Raw genomic sequence first — 15,346 nt, forward strand, 5'->3', positions numbered from 1 at the left:
CCCAGGCTCCTTGGAGGCCCAGGCCCCACCCCCGCCCTCCTCCCCAGGAGCAATGACGGAGGAGGGCTACTCGGTGGCGTTACGCCTTGCTGGGCGTGGGAGGCGGTGTCGCCTTGGAGGTCGCCGCGGCCACCTTCGCCGCGACGGGCACGGGGGGCTGGACCGCGCCCATGTGCATCCGGTGCTTCACCTCCGCGAAGCGCTCGCTGGACTCGCGCTCCGGGAACAACAGCGACACGAGGACTCCCACGACGAAAGCCAACGGCATGGTGATGATGCCTGGGTTCTTCAGCGGAAACAGCGCGCTCGTGTTCTTCAGCAGGTCCACTTGTACGGTGGGCGACAGGAAGATGAGCAGCACCGCGCTGAAAGAGCCCGTCAGCATGCTGGACACCGCTCCATACGTGGTGAACTTCTTCCACGCCATGGACAGGAGCAGTGCGGGGAAGTTGGCGCTCGCGGCGATGGCGAACGCCAGGCCCACCATGAAGGCCACGTTCTGTCCCTTGAAGGCCACGCCCAGCACCACGGCCAGCACGCCGAGGAAGAGGCTGGCGAGCCGCGCCACCTTGAGCTGCTCGTGCTCGGGCGCCTCGCCCTTGCGCACCACGCTGGACCACAAGTCATGGGACAGCGCCGCCGCTCCGGACAGCGTCAGGCCGGCCACCACCGCGAGGATGGTGGCGAAGGCCACCGCGGAGATGAAGCCCAGAAAGCCCGTGCCGCCGACGACTTCCGCCAGCATGGGCGCCGCCATGTTGCCGCCCTTGTCCACGCTGGTAATCGCCTGCCGGCCCACCAGCACCGACGCGCCGAAGCCGAGGATGAACGTCACCAGGTAGAAGTAGCCGATGAGGCCCGTGGCGTAGAACACGCTGCTGCGCGCCGCCTTCGCGTTGGGCACCGTGTAGAAGCGCATCAGGATGTGCGGCAGGCCCGCCGTGCCGAACATCAGCGCCAGCCCCAGTGAAATCGTCTCCAGCGGGTTGCTCACCAGCGCGCCCGGCGCCAGCGTCTGCGCGCCGTACTGCGTGGCCGCCTCGTTGAAGAGCGCCAGCGGGTTGAAGCCGAACTTGTACAGCACCGCTCCGGCCAGCGCGGACGCGCCGGCGAGCAGCAGCACGGCCTTCACGATTTGCACCCACGTGGTGGCAATCATTCCGCCGAAGAGCACGTAGAGAATCATCACCGCGCCGACGATGACGACGGCGACCTCGTAGGACAGGCCGAAGAGCAGGTGGATGAGGTTGCCGGCGCCCACCATCTGCGCAATCAGATAGAAGCTCACCACGGTGAGCGTGCCCAGCGCGGCGGCCAGTCGCACCGGCGTCTGCTTGAGGCGGTACGCCACCACGTCCGCGAAGGTGTACTTGCCCAGGTTGCGCAGCGGCTCGGCGATGAGGAACGTCACCACCGGCCAGCCCACCAGCCAGCCCACCGAGTAGATGAGCCCGTCGAAGCCGGACATGGCGACGAGGCCGGCGATGCCCAGGAAGCTGGCGGCGCTCATGTAGTCGCCCGCGAGGGCGAAGCCGTTCTGCAGGGCGCTCACCCCGCCGCCGGCCGCGAAAAACTCCGAGGTCGTCTTCGTCTTGCGCGCCGCCCAGTACGTGATTCCCAGGGTGACACCGACGAAGAGGAGGAAGAAGAAGATGGCCGTGCTGTTGGGCTGGCCCAGCTGCGTGCCCGGTGTCGATGTGGGGTTCATTCGAGGCTCGCTCTCAGCGACGCAGTTGGCTCAGGGCCCGGTCGTACTTGCCGTTCGCCCAGATCATGTAGATGCCCGTCAGCGCCCAGGCGGTGACGATGACGACAGCGCCCAGGAGGATTCCCACCGACAGGCCGGGGGCTATCTGATGGCCCATCAGCGGCTTGTTGAAGGCCACCAGCAGGATGAAGCCGAAGTACGCCACCAGCGTGGCCACCGTCAGGACGGCGGCCACCCGCCAGCGCGACGCGGCGAGTGCTTCCAGGGCGTCTTCTTGGGATTTCGAGGACATTTCTTGCCTCCAGTGTGACGTCGGAAGACCGAGGGGAATCAGGGCTTCGCCCGCACGGGCGTGCCCTTGGTGAGCAGTTCATCCAGCACGGCGGGGTCGGCCAGGGTGCTGGCGTCACCCAGGTTCTCCGTCTCGCCGGACGCAATCTTGCGCAGCATGCGGCGCAGAATCTTGCCGGAGCGCGTCTTGGGCAGACCATTGACCACGACCACACGGTCCGGCGTGGCGATGGGGCCGATGACGTGGCGCACCTGTTCCTTGAGCGCGCCCACCATCTGCTCCGTGGACGTCTCCAGCCAGTCCGGCTTCACCGTGACGAAGGCGCACACGCCCGTGCCCTTGATGTCATGAGGGAAACCCACCACGGCGGCCTCGGCCACGGCTTCGTGCGCGACGAGCGCGCTCTCCACCTCCGCGGTGCCCAGGCGGTGACCGGAGACGTTGAGGACGTCATCCACGCGGCCCGTAATCCAGTAGTAGCCGTCCTCGTCGCGGCGGCAGCCATCACCGGTGAAGTACAGGTTGGGGAAGCGCGAGTAGTACGTCTCCACGAAACGCTGGTGGTGGCCATACAGCGTGCGCGCCTGCCCGGGCCAGGAGCGCGCCAGACACAGGTTGCCGCTGACGCCGTTGCCCTCGATGACTCGGCCCTCGTCGTCGAGCAGCACCGGCTCCACGCCGAAGAAGGGCAGGGTGGCGGAGCCCGGCTTGCACGGCGTCGCGCCCGGCAGCGGGGAGATGAGGATGCCGCCCGTCTCCGTCTGCCACCACGTGTCGATGATGGGGTTGCGGCCCTCGCCCACCACGTCGTGGTACCAGCGCCAGACCTCCGGGTTGATGGGCTCGCCCACGCTGCCCAACAGGCGCAGCGACTTGCGCGAGGACTTCTTCACCCACGCGTCGCCCTCCCGGATGAGCGCGCGCAACGCGGTGGGCGCGGTGTAGATGACGGTGGCCTTCACGTCGTCCACCACCTGCCACAGCCGGCCCGCGTCGGGGTACGTCGGCGTGGACTCGAACAGGACGGTGGTGGTGCCGTTGATGAGCGGGCCGTAGAGCAGGTAGCTGTGGCCCGTCACCCAGCCCAGGTCCGCCGTACAGAAGTGCACGTCGTCCGGCCGCGCGTCGAAGACGTAGTGGTGCGTGGTCGCCGCATACACGAGATAGCCGCCCGTGGTGTGCAGCACGCCCTTGGGCTTCCCGGTGGAGCCGGAGGTGTAGAGGATGAAGAGCGGGTCCTCCGCGTCCATCCACTCGGCGGGACAGACGCCGCGGTGGCGCGCCATCTCCACGTCCAGCCAGAAGTCGCGCCCCTCGGACATGGGCACTTCGCGCGACGTGCGCCGCACCACGAGCACGGACGTCACCTGGGTGAGGCCCTCGACCGCTTCGTCCGCGATGGCCTTGGTGGGAACGGCCTTGGGCCCGCGTGGACCCTCGTTCGCGGTGACGAGCACCCTGGCGCCGCAGTCGAGGATGCGCTCGCGCAGCGACTCCGAGGAGAAGCCCGCGAACACCACCGAGTGCACCGCGCCGAGCCGCGCGCACGCGAGCATGGTGTACGCCAGCTCCGGAATCATCGGCAGGTAGATGCAGACGCGGTCGCCTTTTCGGACGCCGTGGGCCTTGAGCACGTTGGCCACGCGGCCGACGTGGTGCTGGAGCTCCCGGAAGGTGATGGTCTGGTATTCGCCCGGCTCGTTCTTCGCCCAGATGATGGCGGCCTTGCCGGGGCGCTCCCGCGCGTGGCGGTCCACGCAGTTGTAGGCGGCATTGAGCTTGCCGCCGCTGAACCAGGAGAAGTCCACCTGCTCCGCGTCCACCTCGCGGATGGCCTCCGGAGGATGGAACCAGGTGAGCCGCTGGGCCTGCTCACCCCAGAAGGCGTCGGGCTCATTCAGGCTCTTTTGATAGAGGTCGCGGTAGTCCTCCAGCGTCTTCACGTGGGCGTGACGGGAGAAGTGCTCTTTGGGCGAGACGAACGAATCCTTCGCGGCAGTCATCGGAGGTGACCTCGGGGAGAGCAGGGGGCGTCAGTAGAAGAACTGGAGCTGCGCGGTGCCGGTGATGCCGGTGTCCGCCTCGGAGATGTCGCCCAGGCGGGAGATGGCGACCTCTGTCTTCAGGTTGAAGGTGTGCTTCTGGAACCAGAGGTTGAAGCCAAGCCTCACCACGAATGTGTCCTGCGCCACGACGCGCGAGTTGAAGTACTCGACGGACACCAGCGGCTCCACGTGGCCGATGCGATAGCCGAGCTCGGACAGGAAGCCGGTGCCGCTCTGCGGGCTGTCCATCCCCTGGCGGTAGGTGTACACGCCCGTCTGGAATACGAGCTCCTGGTCATTGCCCATGGGCCAGTCCAGGAACACGTCCGCCGAGAAGGCCACCGAGTCGTGCACGCCGCTGGCCGTCGCGACGGCGGAGGGCTGATAGTCCGCGCCCGCGCCCACGGAGAGGTGGGGCTTCTCGGTGAAGTAGATGCCCTGGAAGAAGAGGTCCTCCTCACGGGTGAGGAAGTTCCACCGCACCATCGCCACGCCTCGGGGGATGTCATCCGGGTTGATGGCGGGCGCGTCCTCCCGGACGGTGCCCTCCGCGCCGTTGAGGATGGCGGCTCGGAAGCCGAGCGGACCCACGAAGCCGCGCAGCTGCACGCCCATGTCGCGCCAGATTTTTCCGACGCCCGGCGTGAAGCGGATGAGGTTGGAGTGGAAGTCGACGGTGTTGAGCGCGATGGCGCCCTGGAGATTGTGGCGCGACAGCGGGGCGATGAGGAACCCCACGTCCACCCAGAGCTTGTCGACGAACTCGTAGGAGGCGAAGGCATCCTGGACGAAGAAGTCGACGTTGTAGTTGCCGTCCTTGCCGAAGTTGGGCTGGTCCGTCTCCATGAAGAAGGACAGCCGCTTCGTGACGTTGCCGAAGACGAGCAGCCGCACGCGGCGCAGGAAGAAGTCGGTGCCCACGTGTCCGACGGGCGCCCCGTCCTTGATGAACTGGGCCTGGGGCTGCAGCAACAGGTTGATGTTGAGGTTTGCCTCGTCGTTGATGGTGATCTTCCCGGCGACCGCGGAGCCCAGGGGCAGCAGGGCCACCGCGAGCGTCAGCAGCAGCGGCAACGGACGCGTGGGGGGGAGGGGCATGCCCGTCGCCCAGAGCAACACTCCGGCCAATTGCCGCCACGCGAAGATTCAAGACCTTGCAGGTTGGCTCGCCGCGTCAGGATGTTACGGAAGGTGACGTGGGCGTTACCTCGGTAACGATTCGTGCAATGCGTCGTAACGAAGCGCGCGCGACGGAAGACGTTGGCCGGTGACAACGCGCCTGCCCTGAGGGCGGTGCGTCATGCGCGAGTGCGCGGGAGGCCGAGTTTCTGGCGCTTCTCCCACAGCGCCTTGCGGCTGATGCCCAACCGCTTCGCCAGCTCCGTCTCGCCCATGTGCTCCTGGTGCTCGAGTACGAAGCGTCGGAAGTACTCCTCCATGGAGCCGCCCGCCTCCTCGGCTTCTGGCTCGACGGGCGCGGGTGCGTCGGTGGTGAGGGGACGCGCCTCGCCGCCGGGCAGCTCCAGCGCGAGCAGGTCGGGGGTGATGACGGGGCCGTCCGCGAGGATGACCGCGCGCTCCAGGGCGTTCTCCAGCTCGCGCACGTTGCCGGGCCAGGGATGGACGGTCAGCGCCAGCAGGGCTTCCGGTGACAGCGTGGCGGGAGCGCGGCCGAGCTTCCGACAGGCCTTCTCCAGCAGGTACTTCGCCAGCACGGGCAGGTCCTCGCCGCGTTCGCGCAGGGGCGGTGTGCGGATCTCCACGACGCGCAGCCGGAAGTAGAGGTCCTGGCGGAAGACGCCCTCCTGCACGCGACGAGGCAAGTCCCTGTGCGTGGCGGCGACGATGCGCACGTCCACCTTGCGAGGCCGCGTGGAGCCCACGCGCCGCACCTCGCCGTCCTGGAGCATGCGCAGGAGGCGGGCCTGCGCGGCCGCGGGCAGTTCGCCCACTTCGTCCAGGAAGAGGGTGCCGCCGTGCGAGGCTTCCACGAGCCCCGCGTGCGCGGTGAGCGCGCCGGTGAAGGCGCCCTTCTCGTGGCCGAACAGCTCGCTCTCCAGCAGGCCCTCTGGAATCGCCGCGCAGTTCACCGACACCAGCGGGCCGTCCGCGCGAGGGCTCTGTGCATGGAGGGCGCGGGCCACCAGTTCCTTGCCCGTGCCGGACTCGCCGAGCACCAGCACGGTGGCGGGGGAGGGCGCGACCTTGCGGATGCGCTCGAACACGTCGCGCATCGCGGGGCTGCTCCCCACCATTCCGCTCACGGGATAGGCCTGCTCCACCTCGCGCTTGAGCGCGGCGTTCTGTCGGGTGAGCTTCCCCTCGCGCAGCACGCGCTCGACCTGGAGCAGCAGCTCGTCGTGGTCGAAGGGCTTGGCGATGTAGTCCACGGCGCCCAGCTTCATCGCGTCCACGGCGGACTTCACCGTGGCGTAGCTCGTCATGATGAGCACGGGGACGCCCGGGCATAGGGCGATGACGTCCGTGCCCGGCGCGCCCGGCAGGCGCAGGTCCGACAGCACCAGGTCGAAGGAGTCGAGCGCGTAGTCGCTCGCGGCTTCCTGCACCGCGCCCGCTTCCGACACGTCGTGTCCCGCGCGCACGAGCAATCGCCGCAGCTCCGTGCGGATGATGGGCTCGTCCTCGATGACCAGGATGCGACTCATGCGGTGGCTCCCGGACCTGGACGCGAGCTCGACTCCACGCCGCGCGCGTCGGGTAGGCTCACCGTCACGGTAGTCCCTCCACCCGTCCGACTGTCCACCTGAATGGTGCCGCCGTGCTCCCGGACGATGCCCGCCACCAGCGCGAGCCCAAGGCCCGTGCCCTCGCCTGGCTGCTTCGTGGTGAAGAAGGGTTCGAAGACCCGCTGCGAGAGTTCAGAGGGGATGCCGTGCCCCCGGTCCAGCACGCGCAGATGGATGCGCCCGTTCGCGGACTCCGCTTCCAGCTCCACGCTCGCGCCTTCGGGGGACGCGTCCACGGCGTTGGTCAGGAGGTTCACGAGCACCTGCTCCAGGCGCTGCGAGTCGCCTTGGACGACGAGTCCTTCGGGGCTGTGGTGCTCGAAGCGCACGCCGCGAGACCTCGTCGACGCGCGCGCCAGTCGAGCGAGCTGCACGGCCTCGGTCAGCAAGGGGCCGACCTCCACGCGCGCGAACGGGCGAGCCTCCCCGCCCACCGTGCCCGCGTGGCTGAAGCCCACCAGCGCGCGCACAATCGCGTCGATGCGGCGGCACTGCTGAAGGATGAGGAGGGTGCGTTCCTTCACCGCGTCCGCGTCATCCAGCTCGTACTTGAGGTTCTGCGTCAGGCTGGCGATGGCCGTCAGTGGATTGCCAATCTCGTGCGCCACGCCCGCCGCCACGCGCCCCAGTGAGGCCAGCCGGTCCTGGTGCGCGAGTCGCGCATCCACGGCCTTGCGCGCCGTCAGGTCCTCCACGAGCAGCGCCATGCCCTCCGAGGCGCTGCCACCTTCCTCGTCGGGCGTGAGCCGTGAGCGGTGGAGGCGCAGCGTTCGCTCACCGTCGCCCACCGTGACGCGCGTCTCGGTGTCCGCTTCGGCGCCGGTCGCGAAGCCGGACAACAGCGGGCCCCAGGGGGAGGGCAGGGCGGCCAGGGGATGACCGCGCGCCGCGTGCTCCTCCACGCCGGACAGTCGCTCCAGCGCCGCGTTCCAGATGACCACTTCTCCATCCGGGCCCACCGCGCACACGCCGAGCGGCAGGTCTTCCAGGATGCGCCGCAGATAGCGCCGTACGGCCTCCACCGCGTGTACCGGGCCCTGCATGCCCCGGGCATCGCGCAGGCGTTCCTCCACGAAGCGGAGTTGCTCGGCCAGGGCCGCGCGTGTGCCGGGCCCCAGTCGGAGCGCTTCCTCCACCGTCAGGCGCGCCAGCACAGGGCCGAGGAGTCCGGACAGGTTTCGCTCCACGCCGTCGCGCAGGCGGCGAAGCTCCGCGGGGCGACGCTCGTCGGGGGACATGCCCAGACCGGCCAGCGCGCGGTCGACCTCGGCTGATGCGGCCTCGGCGCCGAGCAGGGGCGCGAGTCGCTCGCGGAACTCGCGGGGCGAACCTGCCTCCACGCCGCCGGAGACGAGTCCCGGGGCTTCACGCGTACACGCTCGCGCGGCCTCGGCTTCCGATTCGGACTGTCGCGTGGCCAGCGACACGGCGACGAAGGCCAGCGTGTTGAGCGTCAGTGAAGCGAAGGTGGAGAAGCCCCAGGGTTCGTCGCCAGGGAAGCCCAGCAGCACCGCCACGCGGTGCGTCCATGCGACCAGGCCTGGCGAAGCCCACAGCGGCACCACCAGCGTGAGCAGCCACATCGTGGCCCCAGCGCCCAGGCCCGTGAGCAGGCCCGCGCGAGTGGCCCGCTTCCAGAAGAGGAGACCCAGCACGCCCGGAGCGAACTGCGCCACGGCCACGAAGGACACGAGCCCCAGGTCCACGAGCCCGAGGCCGCGAGTGTCCAGCAGCCGGTAGAAGCCGTAGCCCGCGAGGATGATGAGCGCGATGAGCAGGCGGCGTGCCCACAGGAGCCAGCCGTACAGGTGGGGTTGTCCGCGCGCGTACCCCAGGGGCAGCACCAGGTGCGTGAGGCACATGGGGGCCAGGGCCAGCGTGGTGACGATGACCATGGCGCTGGACGCGGACACGCCGCCCAGGAAGGCCACCAGCGCCAGCCCCGTGGCACCGCGCGAGGCAGGCACCGCGAGCAGGTGGAAGTCCGCGGGCCAGGGCAGGGCGAGCGCTTCACCGCTCCACAGCACCACGGGCACCGCCAGGTTCATCACCAGCAAGACGAGTGGGAAGGCCCACGTCGCGGTGGACAGGGCGTCGCGCTCGGGGGCCTCGGTGAAGGCGACGTGGTAGCTGCGCGGAGTGAGGAAGGCGGCCGCGCAGGAGAGCACCAGCAGCGGAGCCCAGGACGCTTCGCGCGCGGGACGGCGCAGTTGCTCCACCGCCTCCGGGTTTGCCTCCAGCCACTTCCACAGTCCGTCCACGCCGCCGAAGACGGACGACACGGCCCAGGCACCCACTGCCACGAGGGCCACCACCTTCACGGCGGACTCGAAGGCGATGGCCAGCATCAACCCTTCGTGTCGCTCGCGCGGGGTGAGGTGTCGCGCGCCGAAGAGGACGGAGAAGACGATGAGCACCGCGCAGAAGCCCATGCCGACGAGCGTGGGAGAGGCCGAGGGACTCAGCACCTTCGCGGACTCGACGACAGCGCGCACCTGGAGCGCGAGGTAGGGGAGGCTGCCGGCCAGCATGAAGAGCGTCACCGCGGTGCCGGTGCTCTGGCCCGGGTAGCGAAAGGCGAGCAGGTCCGCCAGCGAGGTGAGCTGGAGCTCACGGGTGAGGCGCAGGAGTGGGCGCCACAGCACGGGCACGAGCAGACACGCCAGGGTGACGCCCAGGTAGATGCCCAGGTAGCGGAAGCCGTGCCGGGCCGCGTAGCCCACGCTGCCGAAGTAGGACCACGACGTCGCGTAGACGCCGAGCGCGAGCGCGTAGACGAGCGGGTGCTGGGTGATGCGCGAGGAGATGAGGCCGCGCTCGGCCGCGTAGGCGACGAGGAACAGCACCAGCAGATAGGCAACGGATGCGGCGACGAGCGAGCCCAGCTCAAGCGTCATGGCCACCGCTCCGGTAGGCGGCCCAGGCTCCGAGGGCGATGACGCCCAGCCACACGATGAAGGGCATGTACCCGGGTGCGTCCTCCGCCAACCACAGACGCCGCAGCGGCGAGCCAAAGAGCAGCACAGCGATGGTGAAGACGAGCAGCGACGGCATCGCGGGCGCGTCCTGCTCAGGGGGGCGCTTCATGGTGGTGAGGATAGCAGCGGGGCGACGGCTGGGTGACAATGCGGTGAAGTGCTGTCCCCATGCCGGGGGGAACTGTAGATGGCCGCGGTTGAAACCGTCGCGTGGGTGAAGCCACCCGAGCTTATCTGCGGCCTCGACCACCTTGTCCGCGCGAGCTTCTGGGGGCGCGAAGAGCTACACGCAGCGACGGGGAGACGGTTTTCACGACCAACGCCCGGTCAGTTCTCCCGAGCGCTGCGGACCAGATGAATGGTGGGAAGCTCCGCGAGCAGATGGTCGATGCAGGTCCGTACCGCCGCCGTCAGCGACCGATGGGCGCGGTAGAGCAGATAGACACCGGCAGCCTCCCCTTCCCAGTCTTCTAGGACTCGAGCCATGTGCCTCTTGTTCACATCCTGGGCGCACAGCGACTCGGGGAGCATCGCGATGCCGACACCCGCGAGCACCGCGCGATAGGCAGCGGAGAACTCGCTCACGTAGAGGCGCGGCGCGAAGGTGAAACGTCGCTTCGTGCGACCTTGGGCGAGCGTCCACGTTGCGTGGCCGTCCGTGGCGCGCGTCGTGATGCAGTCGTGAGAGGCGAGCTCCTCGACTCCGCGAGGCGTGCCGTGCGCCTTCAGGTAATGCGGGCTCGCGAACAGCAACTTCCTGGTCATCGGGCGGACCTCGCGCGCAACGAAGTCGTCGGTGTCTTTCAATTTTTCCGTCGCGATCGCGATGTCGAAGCCGCTGTCGGGGTCGGGGCGACGTCCGTCGATCTCCAGGTCGATCGACACCCCCGGGTGCCTGGCGAGATACAGGTAGACCACGTTGGCGACGGCGGGTCCGAAGGCGCTCGGCGCGGCGATGCGAACGCGGCCGCGAGGTTCATCCTGGAGCTCGCGAACCTGCCCGGTGCCTTGCGCGAGGTCGTCCATCGCGCGTTCGGCATGGTCGAAGTACTTACGCCCCGCGTCCGTCAGGCGAAGCGTCCTCGTCGTGCGCTCCAGGAGCCGCAGGCCGAGCGCCGACTCGAGCCGAGCGATGCGGCGGCTCACCGTCGAGACGGGAACCCCGCGCTCACGAGCAGCAGCGGAGAAGCTCCGCCGCTGCACCACGCGCACGAGCAGCGCGACGTCGTTGAGGTCCACGTCTATTTTTGCATTCATGATAAGAGTCCGTTTCCGAGGAGCATACTAGTGCGTGACCGTTCCGTCCGGTATCTCGTTGCGCATGACATGGTCGACCGAACAGACGCGCTGGCTCATGAAGGTGCTTCAGCCAGAACAAACCGTGGCATCGCTTCCCGGGGCTGCGGCGCTCACCGAGCCGATGCGTGCGGCCCTGCTCGGCCTCGCTCCGGACGCCTACTCCGCCGAGCTCGGGCGCCTGCGGGCAGGCGCGAAGGAGGCCGCGCGCGAGTTGCTCGCGGATCCCGCGGTGGGCGCGATGGTGGACCGACTTCCCTTGCGGCCCGGGGCGAGGGTTCTCGCGTTCGGCGATAGCCACACTTCCGATCCGCAGTCGTGGGCGGTGATCCTGAACGAGATGTTGGCCGCGCGCCGTCCCGCGGATGGAATCTCGATCGACGTCAGCGCCGTCGCCGGTGAGACGACAACGCACGGCCTGATTCGAATCGGCGGGGTCATCGCGAGGAATCCAGACTGGATCTTGTTCTTCATCGGCGTGAACGACGCTCGAACACAAGGCCCGACGCCGAGCAAGACGCTCGTCGCTCCCGAAGAGACGGCGCGCAACCTCGCGGAGCTCCGCACGCGCGTCTCCCGGGAGACGAAGGCGCGGTGTCTGTGGGTAACTCCTGCCCCGGTGCTCGAAGATCGCGTGTCGAAGCATTGGGGGTTGTCCCGCTTCGGGGTTCGCTTCCGCAACGAGGACATCGCCCGCGTTGCCGAGGTCATTGCCGCCTTCGACGAGCCGGCGATCGAACTGTTCGCGAGGCTCGGCCTGCCACCCCCGCAGGAGCTGCTCATGGAGGACGGGCTTCACTTCACGCAGGAGGGGCAAAAGAGAATCGCGCTCGAAGTCGTGCGCGGCTGGGCCGACGCGAGGGCGCGATGAAGTATCTGGTCACCGGCGCGACCGGTAACATCGGCTCGGGGGTAACCCGGTGCCTCCTGGCACGGGGCGAGCGCCCGTGCGTGTTCGTGCGCGACGCGAAAAAGGCGCGAGCGCTTTTCGGGGATCGAGTCGAAGTCCGGGTCGGCGATCTGTCCGGTTCGCGCGCCTCTCTCTCCGCCGCCCTCGCCGGGATTGATGCGGTGTTTCTCCTGAACAGTGGTCCCAAGCTCGGTGTCTGGGATCGCGCGTTCGCGCTCGCCGCCAGGGCTGCCGGGGTCAAGCACCTGGTCAAGCTCTCGACGCTGGACGTGAGCACGGGCGTGGGGACCGGCCCATGGCATGCGCGCGGCGAGACCGCCGTTCGAGAGAGCGGCCTCTCGTTCACGTTCATCCGGTCGGCGGCGTTCATGTCGAACGCGCTCGGCTGGGCCGATTCGATTGCCTCCGAGGGCGTGCTCCGGTCCTCCACGGGCGAGGGGAAGATAGCCTTCATCCATCCGGACGACATCGCCGAGGTCGTCACCAGGGCCCTGACGACGCGCGAGTACGTCGGGGAGTCTTTGGTGATTACAGGGCCGGAGGCGCTGAGCTACGGCGAGATGGCCACCCGGATCGGCGCCACCCTCGGAAAGACGGTTCGCTTCGAGCCGATCTCCGATGAGGAGGCCCAGGCGGACGTTGGCAGAGGCCCGTACGCCGCGGCGCTCGTCGATATCTGGCGCGCGGTCCGCGAAGGGCGGATGGCGCTCGTCAACGAAGGAGTGGAGCGCGTCCTCGGACGAAGGCCGCTCTCCTTCGACCGCTGGGTCGCGCAGCACGCCGAAGCGTTTCGCTGATCGCTCAGCTTCGGTAGGAACCCTGTGCCTCCCCAAAATTCGAGGGCTGCATCATGCGCGCGTCAAAGCCGCGCCACGACGTGCCAGGCGCGGTGGGCTCGCACACGCGCCCTTGGCGGAGAGGGTTCAGACATCTTGGTAGACATAGGACACACGCGGGTCGTGCGGTCGTGCATGGCCCGCGAGGTACACGTCTGTGCCGGCCATGCCTGTCTCTTCAACGGAGTTGAGCACGAAGCCGGGACCTGCTGGGAGGCCATCGTCAAACCAGCGCAGCAGCAGCTCGTGGGCGAAGAAGGCAAGTATCCGAGGAGCCGCAACCGGGTCAACGAGTGCACGTGCTGGCTCGGGCCATTCGAGGGCACGCAGGGCCTGGTCCAGCGGGTCATCCGGCGCGGGAAACCGCTGGTAGTCGCTCACCAATCCAGGCCAATCGCGTTCGAGCAGCGCCACTGCATATTGTCCAGGCAAGATGACTTCGTAGCGCACCTCGGTGATTCCTGGAGTGCGCCAGGGTTGGTTGAAGTTCATGGTCCGCACTCGCATGGCATCCACCGACACGGGGCGGCCACCTGCGAGGCAACTGGCTCTATGGGGCGGTATCGGAAAGCGGTGACGCCACTCGTTTTGATAAACCATGTCTCGCTTCCCAAGCACCTCTGGGTGGACAGAGGCCCTGTCTACGACGAGGTAAAGGAGTGTGCTCCAAGACGAGCCACGCTCGACAGAAGGCGCGACGGTGGAGCGCGGGCACTCCTGGCTGAATCGCTTCCGACGACTGCTGGTGCGATGGGAGAAGACACCTCTCTGGGAATGCCGCGCCTCGCGGCGGCCATCATCATCTGGTTCCACGCGCTCCTGCCGAGATAAGCTCCGGGATGTTGGCCCTTCAATTGCTTTGGGCAGAGGCAGCCCCTCATCTCGTCACTGGAAGCCGAGCACCCATGCGTTCCCGCCCCTTCGTCTCTGTCCTCCCAGCCGCTTCCACCTCGTCTGTTCGCGCCAGGGAGGTGGCCCTGTGAGCCGCGTCGCGGGATGGGTGTTGCTGGTGCTCGCGCTGGTCGTGTCGTACCGCCCGGCCGAGGCCGCGCAGGCGAAGAAGACTCAGGCGAAGAAGACCCAGGTGGCGGTGCTGCGCCCGGAGGGCCGCCAGGCGGATGCGCTGCGCAGGGTGCTGACGCAGGAGCTGGGCAAGAAGGGTCGCGGGCGAGAGGTGCTGCCCGCGAAGAAGGTGGATGCCCAGGTGAAGCTCATCCGCGGCGGTCCGAAGACGGATGAGCAGCGGCAGGCGCTGGCGAAGAAGCTCGGCGCGGACGTGCTGATCCTCGCCTCGGTGAAGGGGACGAAGCGCTGGGACGTGGAGGTCCGCGCCTACTCCGGCAAGGACGGCACCCTCCTCGCGGAGGAGCGCTGGGCCGTCCGCACGAACCGCGCCTTCCCCGATGTGCGGCGAGAGCTCGAGCCCAGGCTGGGCGCGGCCCTGACGGAGGGCTCGGAGCAGAGCCTCCCGCCTGCCGCCGTCACGCCTCCGACTCCTGTCGCCGAGCCCGAGCCCGAGGTCGCGCCCCCGGCCCCCGTCGCGGAGGCACCGCGCCCGGCGGTGGTGAAGCCTCCTCCGCCCACCGTGAAGAAGGAGGAGCCGCCGGTGGAGCCCGAGCCGAAGGCAGCCGGCCCGCGCGACCTGGACGGCCCCACCCTGGAGGTTCTGCTGTCCGGACAGGGGCTGTTCCGCCGCTTCAACTTCTCGGGCAACAACGCCGACGAGCTGCCCGACTACAGCCTCAACAGCGCCGCGGCGGCGAGCCTCGCGGTGAGCTACTTCCCGCTCTCCCACTTCACGGATGGGGTGGTGCACAACCTGGGTATCGTGGCGCGGGGCTCACGCGCCTTCGGGCTGTCCACGCGGCTCCCGGATGGCTCCAGTCACGCCACCACCGCGCAGCTCCTGGAGGGAGGCCTGCGCTTCCGCCTGCCGCTGCGGTGGCTGGAGGTCTCGGTGGGCGCGCTGTACGGCACCCACTCCTTCGCGGTGGAACTCCCGCCGGAGAGCACCTTCACCCTGCCCGACGTGGACTACCGCTTCGCGCACGTGGAGCTGGGCCTGCGCAAGGCGCTCACCGAGCGATGGGCCATCGCCGCGCGCGTGGGCTACCAGCACGTGCTGAGCGGCGGCGAGCTGTCCTCGGACGACTACCTCCCGGAGCTGAGCGGCTCCGGACTCGATGGCGAGCTCGCCGTGGAGTTCGCCCTGACGCGCATGCTGGGTCTGCGGCTGGGCGGAGAGATGCGGAGCTACTCCTTCACCGCCAACGCCGCGGAGGGCACCCCGGTCTTCGCCGGCGGCGCCAAGGACCTGTACTTCAGCGGTCAGCTCGGCGTGTATCTGAGGCTGTAGCACCGGCGCATTGAGGGGGTCTGTCCCCCACGCATGTGGCGCGTCCTCCACACTTTTGCGCGAGGCCCGCACGAAAAGTCGGGTCTGATGAAACGCGTATGCACGTGTGACACGAGTTTTTCAGTATCCGTGTCATCGGGCCATTTGACCGACGCGCGTGCGAGTCGCGGCTACATTG

The 15,346-nt window shown here is 68.6% G+C and carries 12 protein-coding genes and 1 pseudogene; 4 read left to right on the forward strand and 9 right to left on the reverse strand.

Features of this window, described 5'->3' with window-relative positions; translation table 11 throughout:
- Positions 1-79: 79 nt before the first annotated feature.
- From HR086_RS00585 to HR086_RS00620, 8 genes are all read right to left on the reverse strand, one after another.
- A complete protein-coding gene (locus HR086_RS00585; RefSeq protein ID WP_141640706.1) occupies positions 80-1,708 on the reverse strand; it encodes a sodium/solute symporter in 1,629 nt (542 codons plus the stop codon).
- Positions 1,709-1,721: 13 nt separating this feature from the next.
- Positions 1,722-2,000, reverse strand: a complete 279-nt coding sequence (locus HR086_RS00590) for a DUF485 domain-containing protein (RefSeq protein WP_141640705.1) — start codon at positions 1,998-2,000, stop codon at positions 1,722-1,724.
- Positions 2,001-2,038: 38 nt separating this feature from the next.
- Complete coding sequence (acs, locus tag HR086_RS00595; RefSeq protein ID WP_174464538.1) at positions 2,039-4,003, reverse strand: acetate--CoA ligase; 1,965 nt, start codon at positions 4,001-4,003, stop codon at positions 2,039-2,041.
- 30 nt (positions 4,004-4,033) lie between these two features.
- Positions 4,034-5,143, reverse strand: a complete 1,110-nt coding sequence (locus tag HR086_RS00600; protein WP_174464539.1) for a hypothetical protein — start codon at positions 5,141-5,143, stop codon at positions 4,034-4,036.
- 200 nt (positions 5,144-5,343) lie between these two features.
- Positions 5,344-6,711: a sigma-54 dependent transcriptional regulator gene (locus tag HR086_RS00605; protein ID WP_174464540.1), complete on the reverse strand. Its 1,368-nt coding sequence runs from the start codon at positions 6,709-6,711 to the stop codon at positions 5,344-5,346.
- Positions 6,708-9,689 (reverse strand): ATP-binding protein, encoded by a 2,982-nt coding sequence (locus tag HR086_RS00610; RefSeq protein ID WP_174464541.1) that lies wholly within the window; start codon positions 9,687-9,689, stop codon positions 6,708-6,710. Before HR086_RS00610 ends, HR086_RS00605 begins: the two co-directional genes overlap by 4 nt.
- On the reverse strand, positions 9,679-9,879 hold the full coding sequence (locus HR086_RS00615; protein ID WP_174452950.1) for a hypothetical protein: 201 nt from the start codon (positions 9,877-9,879) through the stop codon (positions 9,679-9,681). Before HR086_RS00615 ends, HR086_RS00610 begins: the two co-directional genes overlap by 11 nt.
- Before the next feature lie 218 nt (positions 9,880-10,097).
- Complete coding sequence (locus tag HR086_RS00620; RefSeq protein ID WP_371745498.1) at positions 10,098-11,009, reverse strand: LysR family transcriptional regulator; 912 nt, start codon at positions 11,007-11,009, stop codon at positions 10,098-10,100.
- A gap of 52 nt (positions 11,010-11,061) precedes the next feature.
- Here HR086_RS00620 and HR086_RS00625 point away from each other — a divergent pair, with 52 nt between their 5' ends.
- Together HR086_RS00625 and HR086_RS00630 are read left to right on the forward strand one after the other, a co-directional pair.
- A complete protein-coding gene (locus HR086_RS00625) occupies positions 11,062-11,937 on the forward strand; it encodes an SGNH/GDSL hydrolase family protein (RefSeq protein ID WP_373564241.1) in 876 nt (291 codons plus the stop codon).
- Positions 11,934-12,773 (forward strand): NAD(P)H-binding protein, encoded by an 840-nt coding sequence (locus tag HR086_RS00630; RefSeq protein ID WP_174464542.1) that lies wholly within the window; start codon positions 11,934-11,936, stop codon positions 12,771-12,773. The genes HR086_RS00625 and HR086_RS00630 overlap by 4 nt, the downstream gene beginning before the upstream one ends.
- Positions 12,774-12,899: 126 nt before the next feature.
- Here the strand turns inward: HR086_RS00630 and HR086_RS00635 are convergent, their stop codons facing one another.
- Positions 12,900-13,304, reverse strand: coding sequence for a hypothetical protein (locus HR086_RS00635; RefSeq protein ID WP_254626118.1), 405 nt, complete (start codon positions 13,302-13,304; stop codon positions 12,900-12,902).
- A gap of 208 nt (positions 13,305-13,512) precedes the next feature.
- Here HR086_RS00635 and HR086_RS49655 point away from each other — a divergent pair.
- Positions 13,513-13,643 (forward strand): annotated as a pseudogene (locus tag HR086_RS49655) (IS5/IS1182 family transposase); the annotation flags it as partial.
- A 148-nt stretch (positions 13,644-13,791) separates the two neighbouring features.
- Positions 13,792-15,168, forward strand: coding sequence for a hypothetical protein (locus tag HR086_RS00640; protein WP_174461616.1), 1,377 nt, complete (start codon positions 13,792-13,794; stop codon positions 15,166-15,168).
- The last annotated feature ends 178 nt before the right edge of the window (positions 15,169-15,346 follow it).

Origin of the sequence: Myxococcus sp. CA039A, from assembly GCF_013336645.1 — a bacterium.
GTDB lineage: Bacteria > Myxococcota > Myxococcia > Myxococcales > Myxococcaceae > Myxococcus > Myxococcus llanfairpwllgwyngyllgogerychwyrndrobwllllantysiliogogogochensis.

Excerpts from the sequence above, each read along its gene's own strand:
- HR086_RS00585 (WP_141640706.1), bottom strand. The coding sequence starts at position 1,708 with ATGAACCCCACATCGACACCGGGCACGCAGCTGGGCCAGCCCAACAGC.
- HR086_RS00590 (WP_141640705.1), bottom strand. The coding sequence starts at position 2,000 with ATGTCCTCGAAATCCCAAGAAGACGCCCTGGAAGCACTCGCCGCGTCG.
- acs (WP_174464538.1), bottom strand. The coding sequence starts at position 4,003 with ATGACTGCCGCGAAGGATTCGTTCGTCTCGCCCAAAGAGCACTTCTCC.
- HR086_RS00600 (WP_174464539.1), bottom strand. The coding sequence starts at position 5,143 with ATGCCCCTCCCCCCCACGCGTCCGTTGCCGCTGCTGCTGACGCTCGCG.
- HR086_RS00605 (WP_174464540.1), bottom strand. The coding sequence starts at position 6,711 with ATGAGTCGCATCCTGGTCATCGAGGACGAGCCCATCATCCGCACGGAG.
- HR086_RS00610 (WP_174464541.1), bottom strand. The coding sequence starts at position 9,689 with ATGACGCTTGAGCTGGGCTCGCTCGTCGCCGCATCCGTTGCCTATCTG.
- HR086_RS00615 (WP_174452950.1), bottom strand. The coding sequence starts at position 9,879 with ATGAAGCGCCCCCCTGAGCAGGACGCGCCCGCGATGCCGTCGCTGCTC.
- HR086_RS00630 (WP_174464542.1), top strand. The coding sequence starts at position 11,934 with ATGAAGTATCTGGTCACCGGCGCGACCGGTAACATCGGCTCGGGGGTA.
- HR086_RS00635 (WP_254626118.1), bottom strand. The coding sequence starts at position 13,304 with ATGAACTTCAACCAACCCTGGCGCACTCCAGGAATCACCGAGGTGCGC.